Genomic DNA, 16369 nt, shown 5'->3' on the forward strand with positions numbered 1-16369 from the left:
ATGGTTTCAGCCGACACCGATGCCAACGAGGGTGGCAGGCGCCATTGTTCTGCAGGTTCTCGCCCCTGCTCGACCACATTCCACGAAATGCAGCCGAGCATCGGCTCGGCTCTACATGTGGGCGCAAGCCCCGACGCCGTTACAGCTGGATCCAGGTGGCCTTGATCTCGCTGTACTTGTCGAACGCATGCAGCGATTTGTCGCGCCCATTGCCGGACTGCTTGTAGCCACCGAACGGGGCGGTCATGTCACCGCCATCCCAGCCGTTCACCCAGACGCTGCCGGCGCGCAGCTGGCGTGCGACGCGGTGGGCGCGGCCCAGATCGCGCGTCCACAGGCCGGCGGCGAGGCCGTAGCGGCTGTCATTGGCCAGGCGCACCGCTTCGGCTTCGTCGTCAAAGCCGAGCACCGCCAGCACCGGCCCGAATACTTCCTCGCGCGCCAATGCCTGGTCGGGGCTCACCTGATCGAACACCGTGGGCTGCACATAACAACCGCCCGCCTCGACATCGGCGCGATGACCGCCCAGCAGCAGGCGGGCGCCCTCGCTTTCGGCACGCACGATATCCCCCATCACCTTGTCCAGATGCGCGGCATCCACCAGCGCGCCCATCGGTGCGTCGGCGTCAAGCGGGTGGCGCGGCTGCATGTGCTGGCCGTAGGCAACCACCTGGTGCACGAAATCCTCGCGGATCGAGCGCTGCACCAGCAGCCGTGACCCGGCAGTACAGACCTCGCCCTGGTTGAAGAAGATGCCCCGTGCCACGGCCTTCGCAGCGGCATCCAGATCGGGGGCATCGGCAAACACCACGTGCGGGCTCTTGCCACCACACTCCAGCCAGACCCGCTTGAGGTTGGACCGCCCTGAATACTGCAGCAGCCGCGCGCCGGTGGCCGTGGAGCCGGTGAACGCCAGCACGTCCACATCCATGTGCAGGGCCAACGGCTCACCGACGCGCGCACCGTGGCCCGGCAGCACGTTCAGCACGCCCTCCGGCAGGCCCGCTTCGGCGGCCAGCGCCGCCAGCCGCAACGCACTCAGGGGCGAGCGCTCGGAAGGCTTGAGCACCACCGAGTTGCCCATGGCCAATGCAGGCGCGATCTTCCAGCACGCCATCAGCAACGGGAAATTCCACGGCACGATCGCCGCCACCACGCCGGCGGGCTCGCGCGTGACCAAGCCCAGCTCATGCGGGCCGGTGGGCGCGACCTCACCGTACAGCTTGTCCACCGCTTCGGCCGTCCAGCGCAGGCAGCGCACCGCGCCGGGCAGGTCGATACGACGCGCATCACGCACCGGCTTGCCCATGTCCAGGGTTTCCAGCAGGGCCAGCTCGTCCGCGTGTTTTTCCACCAACGCCGCCAACGCCAGCAGCACGCGCTTGCGATGGGCCGGGCTGGCCTGTGACCAGTGGCCCGCATCGAAGGCACGCCGCGCCGCGCCCACTGCGCGCTCCACGTCCTGTGCATCGCAGTCGGCGACCACCCCCAGCACGCGACCATCAATCGGGCTGATGCAGTCGAAGCGCGCGCCGCTGGCAGCGTCGGTGTAACGACCCTCGATAAAGGCCTGTCCGGGTATCGAAAGCTGCTGGGCCAGCGCCTGCCAGTGGCTGCGGTCGGGAAAGTCGGCCATGTCGGGCTCCTCGGAACAGTTTCCCCGGTTATACCGGCGCGGCCGCGACTCCACCGTGACGTGGCTGCGCTACATTTCCCCCATCGGACCCGATGGAGCTGGCATGAAGCGTTCCGCGAGCGACCTGCACGATCTGGCCACCCGACGCCCGGAGTCATTGGAGGCGTACTGGATGCCGTTCACCGCCAACCGCCAGTTCAAGGCCGCGCCGCGTGTGCTGGTGCGTGCCGAGGGCATGCACTACGAGGATGTCGACGGCCGCCAGATCCTCGATGGCACCGCCGGCCTCTGGTGCTGCAACGCGGGCCATGCACGGCCGCGCATCGTCGAGGCCATCGTCGAGCAGGCGCGCACGCTCGACTATTCGCCGGCCTTCCAGATGGGCTCGCCGCCGGCCTTCGCGCTGGCGCAGCGGCTGGCCGCCTTGGCGCCGGGCCCGCTCAACCATGTGTTCTTCACCAGCTCCGGTTCCGAGGCGGTGGATACCGCGATGAAGATCGTGCTGGCCTACCACCGCCAGCGCGGCGAGGGCCAGCGCACCCGCTTCATCAGCCGCGAGAAGGCCTACCACGGGGTGGGTTTCGGCGGCATGGCGCTGGGCGGGCTGCCCAACAACCGCAAGCCGTTCGGCCTGCAGCTGGGCGGCGTCGACTACCTGCGCCACACCCTGGACCTGCCGCGCAATGCGTTCAGCAGGGGCCTGCCACGCCAGGGCGCGGAGCTGGCCGATGACCTGGAACGGCTGATCGCGCTGCATGATGCCTCGACGATTGCCGCCGTATTCGTTGAACCCATTGCCGGCTCAGCCGGGGTGATCCTGCCCGCACCGGGTTACCTGCAGCGCCTGCGCGAACTGTGCGACCAGCACGGCATCCTGCTGGTGTTCGACGAGGTCATCACCGGTTTCGGCCGGGTTGGGATGCCCTTCGCCGCGCAGCGCTTCGGGGTCACCCCGGACCTGCTGACCTTCGCCAAGGCGGTCAGCAACGGCGCGGTACCGCTGGGTGGCGTGCTGGCCAGCGACGCCGTGCATGCAACCCTGATGCAGGCACCGCCACAGGCCATCGAGCTTTTCCATGGCTATACCTGTTCGGGGCACCCGCTGGCCTGCGCCGCGGCGCTGGCGACGCTGGAGGTCTATGCCGAGGAGCGTCTGTTCGAGCGCGCCATCGAGCTGGGCGAGTACTGGCAGGAACGACTGCATGCGCTGCAGGGCCTGCCCAACGTGATCGACATCCGCAACTTCGGCCTGGTCGGCGCGGTTGAGCTGGCGCCTCGCCGCGATGCGCCGGGCAGCCGGGGCTACGAGGTCTACCGGCGCTGCTTCCACGACGGCCGACTGCTGGTGCGCTGCACCGGCGACATCATCGCGCTGTCGCCGCCGCTGATCGTGGACAAGGCGCAGATCGACCAGATCACCGGCACGCTGGGCGAGATGATCCGGGCCACCGCCTGAGCCCGGGCCGGTGGTGGCGAGCGGGTACAATGGGCGGTTCCGCTCCTGCTCGCTGCCGTGCCCATGGATATCGTCGTCAAAGAAGAACTCAAGGCCTACATCGACCCGCTGACCGCGGACGAACATGACGCGCTGGAGCGCAGCATCCTGGCCGAAGGCTGCCGCGATGCGCTGGTGTTGTGGGGGAATGTACTGGTCGATGGCCATAACCGTTTCGGCATCTGCCAGAAGCATGGCCTGCCCTTCAATACCGTGCAGAACACCCGCTTCCAGAGCATGGAAGACGTGCACCTGTGGATGATCGAACAGCATCTGGGCCGCCGCAGCGTGTCCGACTTCCAGCGCGGCGTGCTGGCGCTGCGCAAGCGCGACATCCTGGCCGCCCGCAAGCAGGTCGAGCAGGCGCAGCTGCAGCGCGAGAGCGATGGCACCGCCGACGTCGCCGATGAGACCGGTGAAGACAGTCCGCCGTGGGAACCGGCACCGAAGATCAGCCGCGCCGAGCTGGCGCGCGAAGCCAAGCTGAGCACCAGCCAGGTCGGCATGATCGAGCGCATCCACGCCCAGGCCGCCGCCGAGGTGGTGGAAGCGGTCAAGGCCGGCGTGATCTCGATCAGCGCCGCCGCCGCCGTGGCCGACCTGCCGGAAGAAGAGCAGCGCGCCGCCGCCGCCGGTGGCAAGGACGAGCTGAAGCAGGCCGCCAAGCGCGTGCGCGAGTCCAAGCGCAAGCCGCGCGCACCGAAGCCGGAAGCGGCCGAGATGGACTTCGAGGAACCGGACGAGGAGCAGATCGCCAGCCGCGACGCCGAGGTGCTGTCGGCGCTGGAACAACTGGGCGAGGATGCCCCGGCACTGCGCCGCCGCGTCGTCGCGCTGACCCGCGAGAACGACACCCTGCGCGCGCAGCTGGCTGCGTTGCGCAAGCAACTGGAAGCGCTGTAAGCGCTCTCGACGCGCTTCTGTGGAGCCGAGCCCATGCTCGGCTGCTCTTTGCCACGCGCAAGGCAGCCGAGCATGGGCTCGGCTCTACAGGCAGGCGTCACCGGGCTGCGGTTAGACTTCCGGCATGACGCCTGCCCACGATCCGCGCCGCGCTCAGCTGCGACGCCTGAAAGCCCTCGCACTGGGCCTGCTGCTGTTGATGCTGGCCGGATTCGCGGTCAGCCACTGGCAGGGCGAACGCGGCATCTGGGCCTGGGTGTCGGCGTTCTGCGAGGCCGCAGCCGTGGGCGCACTGGCCGACTGGTTCGCCGTCGTCGCGCTGTTCCGGCGCCCGATGGGCCTGCCGATTCCGCACACTGCGATCATCCCGCGCAGCAAGGAACGCATCGGCGACAGCCTCGCCCTGTTCGTGCGTGACCAGTTCCTGGAACCGCAGGTGCTGCTGGCCAAGCTGCAGGTGTTCGATCCGGCCAGCCGCCTCGGCAGTTGGCTGGCCGACCCGGCGCGCTCGCGGATGCTGGCCGACATGGCACGCGGCTGGGCCCTGCAGGCACTGGACTTCTTCGACGAGACAGCGGTGCGCCGGCAGCTGCATGCGTTCGTGGTGCAGCAGCTGCGGCAGTGGAATGCCGCCGCCACCGCCGGTGAGCTGCTGGCCCTGCTGACCGCCGACGGGCGCCACCAGCGCGTGCTGGACGAGGGCCTGCAGCGGCTCGGCCGCTGGCTGGAACAGCCAGAAGTAAAGGAACGCGCCTCGCAGCTGATCGTGCGCTACATCCAGCGCGAATGGCCGACGCTGTCGAGCACGGTGAACTGGGTGAAGCCGATCGATGAGATCGGCGACAGCCTGGCCGAGCGCCTGGCGCGGGCGGTGCTGGAAGAACTGCAGCAGGTATTGGCCGAGCCGCAGCATCCGCTGCGCCAGGACTACGAGACCTGGCTGCAGAACTACGTGCAGCGCCTGCGCGAGGACCCGGCCCTGGACGAGCGCATCGAACAGCTCAAGCGGGAAATGATCGACCACCCCGCCCTGCAGGACTACGTGCAGGGGCTGTGGGCGCGCATCCACGCCAGCCTGCGCGACGACCTGCAGCGCGAGGACTCGGCGCTGGTCGGGCACCTGCAGCGCAGCCTCGCCTCGCTGGGCGCCAGCCTGCAGGCGGACCCGGCCCTGCGCGAGGCCCTCAACCAGCACCTGCTGGAAGGTGCGCAACGCCTGACCGGCCGCCTGCGCGAGGGTGTGACCACGCATATCGCGCAGACCGTGAAGGGCTGGGACGAGCGCCATCTGGTCGAACAGCTGGAACTGAGCGTGGGCCGCGACCTGCAGTTCATCCGCTTCAACGGCACGCTGGTGGGTGGGCTGATCGGCCTGTTGCTGCATGCGGCGACAGTGGTGTTCAGGTTCTAGGCCTCGGTGCGCCCCCGGATCATCATGCTTGATTCATAAAATGCGAATGCCTATCATTTACTGATCGGTTGTACGCTTAGCCAAGCGGGCGCGGAAGACGCGCCCATCGCCCGTGTACATCCCCGACCTCTGGATTGCCCGCCTGCGCGGGCAGTGCTTCGTCGATGGGACACGCTGGGCGACATGCGCAGGGCGCAAGGGGGCCGCGGACGCGTTCCATCCCCTCCCCTACCTGCAGGAACGCCGTGGACCGCTCGCCCGCAACCGCCAGCCCCCGCACCTTCTTCTCCAATCCATGCTGGGGCGTGCTGTCACGCTCGCTGGCCGCGATCTTCGGCGGCTACGCGCTGGCTTCGGCCACCAGCGTGTTCTGCGCGGTGGCGCTGCCCGGTGCGCGCGGCCAGGCCGTGCTGACCGGCATGCTGCTGGCCATCCTGGTGGCCGCCTGCGCAGCGCTGTGGGCGTTCGCGACCCGCAGCGCGCTGCGCGCCTGGGTGGGCATCCTCGCGCCCGCGCTGCTGGTGGCCGCCATTGCGCGCCTGCTGGGGGCCTGGGCATGAAGAACGGGTTCCGCCAGTCGATGGCCTGGCTGCATACCTGGACCGGCCTGCTGGTCGGCTGGTTGCTGCTGCTGATCTTCATGGCGGGCACCGCCAGCTACTATCGCGAGGAAATCAGCCGCTGGATGCGACCGGAACTTCCGTCCAACCAGGTCAGCATCGATGTCGCCGCGCAGCGCGCCGTGGATTACCTGCAGGCCAATGCGGCGCAGGCCGGGAACTGGTTCGTCACCCTGCCGCAGCCGCGCAACCCGGCCATGCAGATGTTCTGGCGGTTGCCACCGGAGCTGGCCGATCCCAGTCGCGGCCGTCGCGGTGGCTTCGGCGAAGCCACGCTGGACCCGAATACCGGCCAGGCACTGAAGGCACGCGAAACGCGGGGCGGTGATTTCTTCTACCGCCTGCATTTCGACCTGCACTACATCCCGGTGCTGTGGGCGCGCTACCTGGTCGGCTTCTGCGCGATGTTCATGCTGGTGGCGATCATCACCGGCGTCATCACCCACAAGAAAATCTTCAAGGACTTCTTCACCTTCCGCAAGGACAAGGGCCTGCGTTCCTGGCTCGATTTCCACAACGTCAGCGCGGTGATGGCCCTGCCCTACCACGCGATGATCACCTACACCGGCATCGTCACCCTGATGGTCATGTACCTGCCGTGGGGGGTGAAAGTCGCCTACCCGCAGGACGAAGACAAGTTCTTCAGCGAAGCCTTCGGTGGCATGCCGGAGGTGACCGCGCCGGCCGAAGGCCGCGCCACGCCGCTGCCGATCGCGCAGCTGCTGGACAGCGCACGTGCGCACTGGCACGGCGTGGAAGTGGCCGGCTTCACCGTGTCCAACCCGGGGGCGGCCAATGCGGTGATCGACATCCGCCAACGCGACGGCAAGCGCCTGTCCACCGACACTCCCGCCGTTCGCTACAACATGGTCAACGGCGCGCTGCTGGAAGAGACGCCGCCGTCCGGCGGTGCCACCGCCACCCGTGGCGTGCTGTACGGCCTGCACCTGGCGCGCTTCGCCGATTGGGGCCTGCGTGCACTGTTCTTCCTGTCCGGCCTGGTCGGCTGCCTGATGGTCGCCAGCGGCGTGGTGCTGTGGGCGGTGAAGGAACGGCCCAGGCATGCCAAGAGCGGCCGCACCGGCTTCGGCCTGCGCCTGGTCGATGCGCTGAACATCGGCACCGTGGCCGGCCTGCCGATCGCTTTCGCGGCCTACTTCTGGGGCAACCGCCTGCTGCCGCTGGACATCGCCGGGCGCGCGAGTGCGGAGGCCAACGTGTTCTTCTACGCCTGGGGCGGCGCGCTGCTGGCCGCCTTCATCTGGCCGAAGCGGATGATGTGGGCGTGGCAGCTGTACCTGGGTGCGGCTGCGTTCGCGCTGGTACCGGTGGTCAACGCGCTGACCACGCACGCGCATCTTGGCATCACACTGCGCAGCGGTGACTGGGTACTGGCTGGCGTCGATCTGTCGATGATCGCGTTCGGTGCGATGCTGGCGCTGTGCGGCTGGCGCATGCAGCGCTGGACGCCACCGCTGAGCGCGGCCGAGAAGAAGAAGCGCGCCGCCGCAGCAGCAGCACCCAGGGCCCCGGTGGACGCTGCGGAAACCGCCGAAGCGGAGGCCAGCGCATGATGCTGCTGGCACTGGCCCTGTCGTTCTCCGCGTTCACCGCGTTGTCGCTGGCGATGGAAAAGCACCAGCACGACCTGCACGGCAGCGCCGCAGCCACGCCCGCACGGCGCACCCAGTGGCGCGTGCTGGGCTGGGCCCTGCTGACGGTGGCGTTCGCGCTGTGCGTGATCGACCACGGCTGGGCGATGGGCCCGGTGCTGTGGCTGGGCACGATGACACTGGGCGGTCTGGCGCTGTCGTTCGGGCTGTACCCGTACCGGCCGAAGTGGATCGCGGCGTTGGCGATCGTGCTGCCGGTGCTGGGGCTGGTGGTGGCGGTGCTGTAGCCGGGCCACCGGGGTCGGATCCCTTTCGCGAAGCGCAAGGGCTCTGACCCCTGGTGCGTAAATCCGGATGGGGTCAGAGCCCCTGCGCTTCGCGCAGGGGATCCGACCCCGGGCGTCGCGTTACCCCAACCGCTTCAATTCCCACGCGCGGTGGATGCGCGCGTTGCGCTCGAAGTCCGGGCCGATGGTGCGCGCGGTGATCTCGCGGCACTGGGCGAATTCGGCGATGGCGTTCTCTTCCAGCTTGAAGCGGCGGAAATTGTTGGAGAAGTACAGCACGCCGCCCGGCGCCAGCCGCGCCACGGCTGCACGGAGCAGCTTGATCTGCTCGCGCTGCACGTCGAAGTCATCGGCGCGCGCGGAGTTGGAGAAGGTCGGCGGGTCACAGAAGATCACGTCGTACTGGCCACGGTCGCCCTCCAGCCACGCCATCGCGTCGGCCTGCACCAGCAGGTGCTGGTTGCCGCCCTGCCCGTTCAACGCCAGGTTGTCGTAGCACCACTGCAGGTAGGTCGCCGACAGATCGACGCTGGTGGTGCTGGCGGCACCGGCCACCGCCGCCTGCACGCTGGCCACGCCGGTGTAGCAGAACAGGTTGAGGAAGCGCTTGCCACGTACCTGCTCGGCCATCATCCGGCGCAGCGGGCGGTGGTCGAGGAACAGGCCGGTGTCCAGGTAGTCGAACAGATTCACCTGCAGCAGTGCATTGTTCTCGCGCACCACGATGAATTCGTCACGCTGCTCGAAGCGGCCGTACTTGCTGCCGCCCTTGCCGCGCTCGCGCGACTTCATCGAGACCTGCTCGGGCGGCACGCCGAACACTTCGCGCGCAGCGGCCAGCAGCTCGTTGCGGCGGCGGCGCACGTCGTTCTCGGGAATGGCAGCCGGTGCGGCGTATTCCTGCACGTGCAGGAAGGTACGGCGCTTGCCGCCGTCTTCCTCGTAGACGTCGATGGCGGCCGCGTACTCCGGCAGGTCGGCGTCATAGGCGCGGAAGCAGGTGATGTCTTCGCGGGCACGCCAGCTCTTGAACTTCTTCAGGTTCTTGCGCAGGCGGTTGGCCACCATCTGCGCGCCTTCGCTCAGCTCGCGCGGCTGCGCCGGGTCACGGCCCGGCACGGCGATCGGGTCGCAGACGATCAGCGCACATTCCAAGGCACCATTGAACATCTGGTACTTCTTGCCGGCGCGCAGGCCGGTGGCGAAGGCCAGTTCGTCGTTGCCGCACAGCAGGCTGGCGCGCCACTGCGGCACCGCCTTCTGCAGGGCGTTGCCCAGCGCGCGGTACAGCGCCGGATCGGCGGCCAGGCGTTCGTCGTACGGCGGGTTGCAGACCACCGCGCCGATCTCCTGTTCGGGCGCGGCCAGGTCGGCCACATCGGCGCGGGTGAAGCGGATCGCGTGGGCGACGCCCGCGACCTCGGCGTTCTCGCGTGCCGCCTGGATCGCGGTCGGATCGATGTCGCTGCCGTGGATGACTGGCTTCAGCGCGGCCAGGCCGGCCGCTTCGCGCTCACGTGCTTCGCTCTGGATGGACTTCCAGGCGGCCTTGTCGAAGCCCAGCCAGCGGCTCGGCGGCAGGCTGCCATGACGCATCAGGCCGGGAGCGACGTCGGCGGCCATCAGCGCACCTTCGATCAGCAGGGTACCGCTGCCGCACATCGGATCCAGCAGGCCACCACCGGCAGCGTGCAGGCGCGGCCATTGCGCGCGCAGCAGCAGCGCGGCGGCCAGGTTTTCCTTCAGCGGTGCCTCGTGGGCGGCACCACGCCAGCCACGGCGATGCAGCGGGCCGCCGCCGAGATCGATCGACAACGAGGCACGGCCCTTGCGCAGCGACAGGTTGACGCGCACGTCGGGCAGATCGGTGTTGACCGAGGGGCGTTCCAGGCCTTCATCGCGCATGCGGTCGACGATGGCGTCCTTGATCCGCTGCGCGGCGAAGCGGGCGTGGGTGATCTTGTCGCCGGACACGTGCGCGTCCACCGCCAGGGTCATCTCCGGCGTGATGTGCTCGTGCCACGGCAGCGCACGCACGCCGTCATACAGGGCCTGCTCACCCGGGCACTCGAACTCGTCGATGGGCCACAGCACGCGGCTGGCCAGGCGCGACCACATCACGATCCGCAGCGCCTGCGCCAGTTCGCCCTCGGCGTTGACGCCGGCAATGGTGGCAGTGGCCTTGCCAAGGCCCAGGGCCGACAGTTCATCGGCAAGCAGGTATTCCAGGCCCTTGGCGCAGGAGACGAAGAATTTCACGGGATCGGTTCGCAGGTGGTCGGGCGCGGCACAGGGGCCGGGCCGGTCGGAAAGGAGGGCCGTAGGCACGGCCGGCAGGCCCGCGCCGGGGGCGGCGGGGCTGCCATTGTAGTCAATGCGGGCGGGCGCGCCGTGCGCCCGGGCTTCACAGTTGCCGCAGCAAGCGCTCGAAGGCCTGCGCGGAAGCCTCCACGTGGCGCTCGAGGCGGTGGCCGTCGTCGACCAGCAGCAGCTGCGCCGAGCGCGCCTGCGCCCACGCGATCACTCCCGCTGCTGGCACCACGTCGTCATGCCAGGCCTGGACCACGGTGGTCGGCACGGCGGCGGCATCCAGCGCCGGCATCGGGCCCATCGTGGTCGGCGGCACCATCAGGAACAGGCCGGCCACCGGTACCTGCAACGAGGCGATGGCGGAGATGTAGGCGCCCAGGCTGGAGCCGGCCAGCACCACCGGCCCCTGCCGGGCCGCGATGGCGGCGCGCTCGACCAGGCGGCGCAGGCGGGTCGGCACGTCGCCTACCCGGCTGACCTCGCTCATCGCGTCCAGGTCGGTGTAGTCCGGGCGCTCATGGGTCCAGCCCAGGCGCTGCGCCACGTCGGCCAGCGCGGTGACCTTGGTCGCTTCCGGGCCGCTCTCGAAGCCATGCGACAGGATGCAGTGGCCGCGGCTCATGCACGTGCTCCGTGCGAGCGGGCCAACGAGGAAAGAGAAGGCAGGTTCATGCCGCAATGCTAGCATCGCCGGATGCCCAACCCGCTCCTGCCCGGCCTGCAGCTGCAGCCCCTGCCCTACCACGACCGACTGCCGCTGCGCGACCCGGCCACGCTGGAGATGGTGGTGATCCACTGCACCGAGCTGCCCGATCTGGCGACGGCCCGCGAGTACGGCGAGCGCGTGCTGTACGACAGCGGCGCCGGCAACAGCGGGCACTTCTACATCGACCGCGATGGCAGCGTGGTGCAGTACGTGGCACCGGAACGCGTGGCCCATCACGTGCGCGGCATGAACGCGCATACGCTGGGCATCGAGCTGGTCAATACCGGGCGCTATCCGGACTGGTTCGACAGCCGCCACCAGGCGATGGACGAGGCGTACACCGAGGCACAGCTGCAGGCGCTGGAACAGCTGCTGCTGGCGCTGGTGGCGCACTACCCGTCGCTGCGACGGATTGCCGGGCATGACCAGCTGGACCTGGAACGGGTGCCGGCCAGCGACGATGCGACGTTGACGGTGGCGCGCAAGCGCGATCCGGGGCCGCTGTTCCCGTGGGCGCGGGTGCTGGCGAAGGTGCCGTTGCAGCCGGTTGGGTAAGCGGCAGGGCTGCGCCCTGCACCCGCAGAGGCAACGTCAACGTCAAGAGCTGGCATTCCGAGGGATGGCGGGGTGGGTCCGGTTGCAGACACCCCCGCAACCGGCCCCACCCCGCCTTCGACAGTTCTCCGCGATCCTTCGAATCGACACGGGGTCGGATCCCGTTGCTACGCAACGGGCTCTGACCCGATTTTCGGTTGATGGGGTCAGAACCGTTCTCCGTTGGAAAACGGATCCGACCCCGCGCGGCTCAGGCGCCGGTCGCCACCGGGCGGCTGCTGTCGCTGACCCACCCGCTCCAGGAGTCGGCGTAGATGCGCGCGCCGGACAGGCCCGCCGTTTCCATCGCCAGCAGCAGATGGCAGGCGGTCACGCCGGAGCCGCACATCAGCACCACCTGCTGCGGATCGCGGTTGCCGATCACGCCCTGCAGTTCGGCGCGCAGCGCCTGTGGGTCGCGCAGGTGGCCATCGAGTACGTTCAAGGCGAACGGGCGGTTGACCGCGCCCGGCACATGGCCGGCGACCGGGTCCAGCGGCTCGACGTCACCGCGGAAGCGCTCACCCGCGCGCGCGTCGACCAACCAGCCCGGCGCGTGCTTCAGCCGTGCGCTGATTTCATCGGCGTTGGCGATCTGGGTGGTGTCGAAACGGCCCGGGTAGGCAGGTAACACCGTCACTTCAGTCGGCCCGCTCGCCAGCGCGTGACCGGCGGCCTGCCAGGCGGCAATACCGCCGTCGAGCACGGCCACCCGGGTGTGCCCGATCAGCCGCAGCAGCCACCACAGGCGCGAGGCGGCCATGCTGCCGTCGCTGCCGTCGTAGACCACCACCTGGGTTTCGGGACCGATGCCCCACGTACCGAGCTTCGCGGCGAACGCATCGCTGTCCGGCAGCGGGTGCCGGCCATGGCCGCTTCGGGTCAGATCCGACAGATCACGGTTGAGATCGGCATGCACCGCAGTCGGTATGTGCCCTGCCAGATACTGGCCGCCCGCAGCCTGCGGATCGGCCAGCGAAGCACGCGCATCGACCACGCGCACGGCGGTGCTGGCGGTGGCACGCGCGTCGACGACGCGCACGCCTGCGCCCAGCGCAGCGGCAAGGGTGGTGACATCGACCAGGGTGGTCCACGGCGGATCGATCGGCTTCATTGCACTTGCTCCAGGCGACGACGCAGGTTGTAGAGAATGGCGGCGGTCGCGCCCCAGATGCGCTGCCCCGGCCAGCCATACTCCAGGACGTGGCGGACCCGGCCGCGATGAGTGATTTCGACCTGGCGCAGGCTGTCGGGCGCCATCAGATAATCCAGCGGCACCTCGAACACTTCGGCCACTTCGCTGGGCTGCGGCACCGGCACGAAATCCGGATCCACCACCGCCACCACCGGCGTGACCCGGTAGCCGGTGATGGTGACGAAGGGATCGAGATACCCCAGCGCCTGCACCTGGCCGGGCGCCAATGCGATTTCTTCCTGGCTCTCGCGCAGCGCGGCCGCCAATGCGTCACGGTCATCGGGCTCGGTGCGGCCGCCGGGGAATCCGACCTGGCCCCCGTGCGTGCGCAGGGTTTCGGTGCGGCGGGTCAGGATCACCTGTGCGCCGTTGGCGCGCGGGACGATGCCGGCCAGCACCGCAGCCTCCACCGGAGGCCCGGGCGGCAGCAGGTCGATCAGCTCACTGCGGTTCCAGCCGTCGCCGGCCGGCGGTTGGGCCAAGGGGTGCAGCGCGCGCATCAGTCGCTCGTGGTCGGCCAGCGAGCCACGCAGCGATTGCTGCAGTTGTTCGCGCAGGGGCTGCACGCGGTGCAGGATGCGGCTGCGTTCCTCGTTGCTCATCGACGACCACCGCGCGATCTCATCGATATGCCGCGCGCAGCCGGTGCATTGCCGGTGCGGATCCAGCGTGCACACTCCGATGCAGGGACTTGCGACAACACGCGCCGTTTCTTCCATTGTTTGCACCCGGCAACAGTAGCGCGATCGGGCTGAATTTGCGCGGGTGGCCCGGCCCAACGGTAGAGTCGACGCTCGCGCGCAGCGCGGGCGTTTCACCGCCAGGGGCTGCACAAACAGAAACGCGCCGGTGGGATCACCGGCGCGTTTCGTTTGCTGTTTCGATTTACTTGACGCTGACCAGCTTGATCTCGAACTGCACAGCCACGTTCGGCGGGAACGGGGTGCGCGGGTCGGCACCGTAGGCCTGGTCCGGCGGCAGGGTGACTTCCCACTTCGAGCCGGCCGGCATCTGCAGCAGGGTCTCGCGCATGGCCTTCATTTCAACTTCGCTGACCTTGATCGACGGGATCTGCTGGGCAGGGCGGGCTTCGGTCGGGCGCTGGCCGTACGGGAACGGACCGGCCACCTCCAGCTGCACGGTGCTGGCCTGGGTCGGCTTGGCGCCCTTGCCGGCTTCGATCACGCGGTACTGGACGCCGCTCGGCAGGGACTGCACGCCGGCCTTGGCCTTGTTCGCCGCGATGAACTGATCGCTCTTGGTCTTGTTTTCGGCAGCCGCCTTTTCGTACTCGGCCTTGGCAGCCTGGGCACGGCCCTGCTCGCGCTTCTGGAACGCTTCAACGGCCGGCTTCAGCTGCTCGGCGGTGATCGCCGGCTGCTTCTTGGCGTAGGCATCCTGCAGGCCCTTCACCACCGAGTTGATGTCCAGCTGCTCACCGCGACCGGTCAGCTCCGCCAGGTTGTTGCCGTAGTCGTAACCGAAGTAATAACTCAGCTTGCCCTTCTCGGACGCGATGTCCTGGGCGAAGGCATTGCCCGTCAGGGCCAGGGCCGCGACGGCGACCGCGATAGAACGCAACTTCATCAAACAGTTCTCCAGGGGTGGTAACTCAGGGACGTTCTTCGCCGCCCTGAGGCGACGGGTTAGGATAACGGGCGCAACGTGTAACCGCTACTCACGATGCAGGCTATGACCCGTCTGCGTTTGCAGAGTTCAATATCACTTTTTTTTAACGTTCCAGGAGTTTCCCCGTGGCCGATGCCCTGATCGCCGTTGCCGACGAAGGCGCCATCCGCACCGTGACCGTCCAGCGCCCGGACAAGCTCAATGCCCTGAACGCCGCGACCCTGCAGGCGCTGGCCGATGCCTTCAGGGACGCCGCTGCCGATCCGGAGGTGCGCGTGGTGGTGTTGACCGGGGCGGGCCCGAAGGCCTTCGTGGCCGGTGCCGACATCGCGGAAATGAACACCCTCAGCGCCGTTCAGGGACGTGATTTCTCGCTGCTGGGCCAGGCCCTGATGCGCCAGATCGAACGCATGCCCAAGCCGGTCATCGCGCGCGTGAACGGATTCGCGCTGGGCGGCGGGCTTGAGCTGGCGATGGCGTGCCACCTGCGCATCGCCGCCGATACCGCCAAGGTCGGCCAACCGGAAATCAATCTCGGCCTGATTCCCGGCTTCGGCGGCAGCCAGCGCCTGCTGCGCCTGTGTGGCCGCGCCGCCACCCTGGAGCTGTGCCTGCTGGGGGCGCCGATCAACGCCGCGCGTGCGCTGGAACTGGGCATCGTCAACGAAGTCGTGCCGGCCGACGCGCTGGACAACCGTGTACAGGACGTCGCCCGCCAGCTGGCACGCTCAGCGCCGCTGGCCCTGCGTGGCCTGCTCGACGCGGTGCACGTGGGCGGCGAGTGCAGCCTGGAGGCCGGGCTGGAATACGAAAGTGCGCAGTTCGGCCTGCTGTTCGCCACCGAGGACATGCGTGAAGGCACCAGTGCCTTCCTGCAGCGCCGCCCGCCGGCCTTCCAGAACCGCTGACGCCATGGCATCCCGACCCAACCCCGCGCAGTTGTTCGCCCGGGTCCAGGCAGACGATCTCGATGGCGCCCTGCAGGCGGGGCTGATGGACTACGTCGCCCGAGCCGGCGACGAACAGCTGCTGCCTGGCCACCCGGACCTTCCGCAGCGGCTGCAGCAGGCCCAGCAGCAACTGCGTACGGCCTGGGCCGCACGCGAACGCTATCGCGCCCGCGCGGTGCGCCTGGCCCGCCGCGAAGCCGAGCGCGATGCACGTCGCACCCCGCCCCCGGCGCCGGACGTGAAGCCCCCCCTGCCCGCCGCGGCGGCCGCGATTCTCGCCCGGGCCAAGGCCCGCGTCACCGGCAAGGAGCCGTAATGGCCACCGCGAAGAAGACTGCCCGCGCACCGGCGCGGCGCGGCGGCCGCATGCCGCGCGCCGACGTGGTGGAAATGTTCACCCGCCTGCGCGAGCTCAATCCGCACCCGAAGACCGAGCTTGAGTACAGCTCGCCGTTCGAACTGCTGGTGGCCGTGGCGCTGTCCGCCCAGGCCACCGACGTCGGCGTCAACAAGGCCACCCGCCGCCTGTTCCCGGTCGCCAACACGCCGGCGAAGATCCTCGCGCTCGGTGAGGATGGCCTGAAGCCGTACATCGCCACCATCGGGCTGTTCAACGCCAAGGCGAAGAACGTGATCGCCACCTGCGCGATCCTGCTGCAGAAGTACGGCGGCGAAGTGCCGCGCGACCGCGAAGCGCTGGAAGCGCTGCCCGGTGTGGGCCGCAAGACCGCCAACGTGGTGCTCAACACCGCCTTCGGCGAGCCGGTGATAGCGGTGGATACGCATATCTTCCGCGTCTCCAACCGTACCGGCCTGGCCCCCGGCAAGAACGTGCGCGAAGTGGAGGACACGCTGGTGAAGGTGATTCCGGCCGAGTTCCTGCTCGACGCGCACCATTGGCTGATCCTGCATGGCCGCTACGTGTGCAAGGCGCGCAAGCCGGATTGCCCGGGCTGCGTGATCGCCGACCTGTGCCGGTTCAAGGAAAAGACCACAGCCGAGACGTGACGCGGATCGTGT

The 16369-nt window shown here is 68.8% G+C and carries 16 protein-coding genes; 10 read left to right on the forward strand and 6 right to left on the reverse strand.

Going from position 1 to position 16369, the window contains the following annotated elements; all coding sequences use genetic code 11:
* Positions 1-139: 139 nt before the first annotated feature.
* Positions 140-1636 (reverse strand): aldehyde dehydrogenase, encoded by a 1497-nt coding sequence (locus tag E5790_RS02395; protein WP_032961594.1) that lies wholly within the window; start codon positions 1634-1636, stop codon positions 140-142.
* A gap of 103 nt (positions 1637-1739) precedes the next feature.
* On the opposite strand from E5790_RS02395, the gene E5790_RS02400 reads away from it, so the two are divergent.
* The 6 genes from E5790_RS02400 to E5790_RS02425 all read left to right on the forward strand — a co-directional run bounded on the left by E5790_RS02400 (position 1740) and on the right by E5790_RS02425 (position 7965).
* A complete protein-coding gene (locus E5790_RS02400) occupies positions 1740-3092 on the forward strand; it encodes an aspartate aminotransferase family protein (RefSeq protein ID WP_014646556.1) in 1353 nt (450 codons plus the stop codon).
* A 63-nt stretch (positions 3093-3155) separates the two neighbouring features.
* Complete coding sequence (locus tag E5790_RS02405) at positions 3156-4034, forward strand: hypothetical protein (protein WP_014646555.1); 879 nt, start codon at positions 3156-3158, stop codon at positions 4032-4034.
* 124 nt (positions 4035-4158) lie between these two features.
* Entirely contained in the window at positions 4159-5445 is a 1287-nt protein-coding gene (locus E5790_RS02410; RefSeq protein ID WP_014646554.1) for a DUF445 family protein, read from the forward strand.
* 245 nt (positions 5446-5690) lie between these two features.
* Positions 5691-6005, forward strand: a complete 315-nt coding sequence (locus E5790_RS02415) for a DUF3649 domain-containing protein (protein ID WP_111205940.1) — start codon at positions 5691-5693, stop codon at positions 6003-6005.
* Complete coding sequence (locus tag E5790_RS02420) at positions 6002-7639, forward strand: PepSY-associated TM helix domain-containing protein (RefSeq protein ID WP_111205939.1); 1638 nt, start codon at positions 6002-6004, stop codon at positions 7637-7639. Before E5790_RS02415 ends, E5790_RS02420 begins: the two co-directional genes overlap by 4 nt.
* On the forward strand, positions 7636-7965 hold the full coding sequence (locus tag E5790_RS02425; RefSeq protein ID WP_046429772.1) for a DUF3325 domain-containing protein: 330 nt from the start codon (positions 7636-7638) through the stop codon (positions 7963-7965). The genes E5790_RS02420 and E5790_RS02425 overlap by 4 nt, the downstream gene beginning before the upstream one ends.
* 120 nt (positions 7966-8085) lie before the next feature.
* Here the strand turns inward: E5790_RS02425 and rlmKL are convergent, their stop codons facing one another.
* Both rlmKL and E5790_RS02435 read right to left on the reverse strand, forming a co-directional pair.
* Entirely contained in the window at positions 8086-10224 is a 2139-nt protein-coding gene (gene rlmKL, locus E5790_RS02430) for a bifunctional 23S rRNA (guanine(2069)-N(7))-methyltransferase RlmK/23S rRNA (guanine(2445)-N(2))-methyltransferase RlmL (RefSeq protein WP_111205938.1), read from the reverse strand.
* Positions 10225-10369: 145 nt separating this feature from the next.
* Positions 10370-10897, reverse strand: coding sequence for an alpha/beta hydrolase (locus E5790_RS02435; RefSeq protein WP_032961606.1), 528 nt, complete (start codon positions 10895-10897; stop codon positions 10370-10372).
* A 72-nt stretch (positions 10898-10969) separates the two neighbouring features.
* Here E5790_RS02435 and E5790_RS02440 point away from each other — a divergent pair, with 72 nt between their 5' ends.
* On the forward strand, positions 10970-11536 hold the full coding sequence (locus E5790_RS02440) for an N-acetylmuramoyl-L-alanine amidase (protein WP_032961607.1): 567 nt from the start codon (positions 10970-10972) through the stop codon (positions 11534-11536).
* A 250-nt stretch (positions 11537-11786) separates the two neighbouring features.
* On the opposite strand, the gene E5790_RS02445 is transcribed toward E5790_RS02440, so the two are convergent.
* The 3 genes from E5790_RS02445 to E5790_RS02455 all read right to left on the reverse strand — a co-directional run bounded on the left by E5790_RS02445 (position 11787) and on the right by E5790_RS02455 (position 14357).
* Positions 11787-12689 carry a sulfurtransferase gene (locus E5790_RS02445; RefSeq protein ID WP_032960239.1) on the reverse strand — a complete coding sequence of 301 codons (903 nt, stop codon included), beginning with the start codon at positions 12687-12689 and terminating at the stop codon, positions 11787-11789.
* A complete protein-coding gene (locus E5790_RS02450; protein WP_053495261.1) occupies positions 12686-13489 on the reverse strand; it encodes a CoA pyrophosphatase in 804 nt (267 codons plus the stop codon). The genes E5790_RS02445 and E5790_RS02450 overlap by 4 nt, the downstream gene beginning before the upstream one ends.
* Positions 13490-13655: 166 nt before the next feature.
* The gene (locus E5790_RS02455) at positions 13656-14357 is read right to left on the reverse strand and encodes an FKBP-type peptidyl-prolyl cis-trans isomerase N-terminal domain-containing protein (RefSeq protein WP_014646545.1); all 702 of its coding nucleotides are present in this window, start codon (positions 14355-14357) and stop codon (positions 13656-13658) included.
* Between the two features lie 167 nt (positions 14358-14524).
* Between E5790_RS02455 and E5790_RS02460 the strand changes: the two genes are divergently transcribed.
* Genes E5790_RS02460 through nth form a run of 3 tightly spaced genes read left to right on the forward strand, consistent with a single transcriptional unit; the run spans position 14525 to position 16357 of the window.
* Positions 14525-15307 (forward strand): enoyl-CoA hydratase-related protein, encoded by a 783-nt coding sequence (locus tag E5790_RS02460; RefSeq protein ID WP_049407492.1) that lies wholly within the window; start codon positions 14525-14527, stop codon positions 15305-15307.
* Positions 15308-15311: 4 nt separating this feature from the next.
* Positions 15312-15665 carry a hypothetical protein gene (locus E5790_RS02465; RefSeq protein WP_049442206.1) on the forward strand — a complete coding sequence of 118 codons (354 nt, stop codon included), beginning with the start codon at positions 15312-15314 and terminating at the stop codon, positions 15663-15665.
* Positions 15665-16357 carry an endonuclease III gene (gene nth / locus E5790_RS02470; protein WP_111205936.1) on the forward strand — a complete coding sequence of 231 codons (693 nt, stop codon included), beginning with the start codon at positions 15665-15667 and terminating at the stop codon, positions 16355-16357. Before E5790_RS02465 ends, nth begins: the two co-directional genes overlap by 1 nt.
* The last annotated feature ends 12 nt before the right edge of the window (positions 16358-16369 follow it).

This window comes from Stenotrophomonas sp. PAMC25021, from assembly GCF_004795795.1.
GTDB classification, from domain to species: Bacteria; Pseudomonadota; Gammaproteobacteria; order Xanthomonadales; family Xanthomonadaceae; genus Stenotrophomonas; species Stenotrophomonas muris.

What these genes read in the sequence shown, in the direction of transcription:
- E5790_RS02395 (WP_032961594.1), bottom strand. Translation starts at nt 1,636, where the DNA reads ATGGCCGACTTTCCCGACCGCAGCCACTGGCAGGCGCTGGCCCAGCAG.
- E5790_RS02400 (WP_014646556.1), top strand. Translation starts at nt 1,740, where the DNA reads ATGAAGCGTTCCGCGAGCGACCTGCACGATCTGGCCACCCGACGCCCG.
- E5790_RS02405 (WP_014646555.1), top strand. Translation starts at nt 3,156, where the DNA reads ATGGATATCGTCGTCAAAGAAGAACTCAAGGCCTACATCGACCCGCTG.
- E5790_RS02410 (WP_014646554.1), top strand. Translation starts at nt 4,159, where the DNA reads ATGACGCCTGCCCACGATCCGCGCCGCGCTCAGCTGCGACGCCTGAAA.
- E5790_RS02420 (WP_111205939.1), top strand. Translation starts at nt 6,002, where the DNA reads ATGAAGAACGGGTTCCGCCAGTCGATGGCCTGGCTGCATACCTGGACC.
- E5790_RS02425 (WP_046429772.1), top strand. Translation starts at nt 7,636, where the DNA reads ATGATGCTGCTGGCACTGGCCCTGTCGTTCTCCGCGTTCACCGCGTTG.
- E5790_RS02435 (WP_032961606.1), bottom strand. Translation starts at nt 10,897, where the DNA reads ATGAGCCGCGGCCACTGCATCCTGTCGCATGGCTTCGAGAGCGGCCCG.
- E5790_RS02440 (WP_032961607.1), top strand. Translation starts at nt 10,970, where the DNA reads ATGCCCAACCCGCTCCTGCCCGGCCTGCAGCTGCAGCCCCTGCCCTAC.
- E5790_RS02445 (WP_032960239.1), bottom strand. Translation starts at nt 12,689, where the DNA reads ATGAAGCCGATCGATCCGCCGTGGACCACCCTGGTCGATGTCACCACC.
- E5790_RS02450 (WP_053495261.1), bottom strand. Translation starts at nt 13,489, where the DNA reads ATGGAAGAAACGGCGCGTGTTGTCGCAAGTCCCTGCATCGGAGTGTGC.
- E5790_RS02455 (WP_014646545.1), bottom strand. Translation starts at nt 14,357, where the DNA reads ATGAAGTTGCGTTCTATCGCGGTCGCCGTCGCGGCCCTGGCCCTGACG.
- E5790_RS02465 (WP_049442206.1), top strand. Translation starts at nt 15,312, where the DNA reads ATGGCATCCCGACCCAACCCCGCGCAGTTGTTCGCCCGGGTCCAGGCA.
- nth (WP_111205936.1), top strand. Translation starts at nt 15,665, where the DNA reads ATGGCCACCGCGAAGAAGACTGCCCGCGCACCGGCGCGGCGCGGCGGC.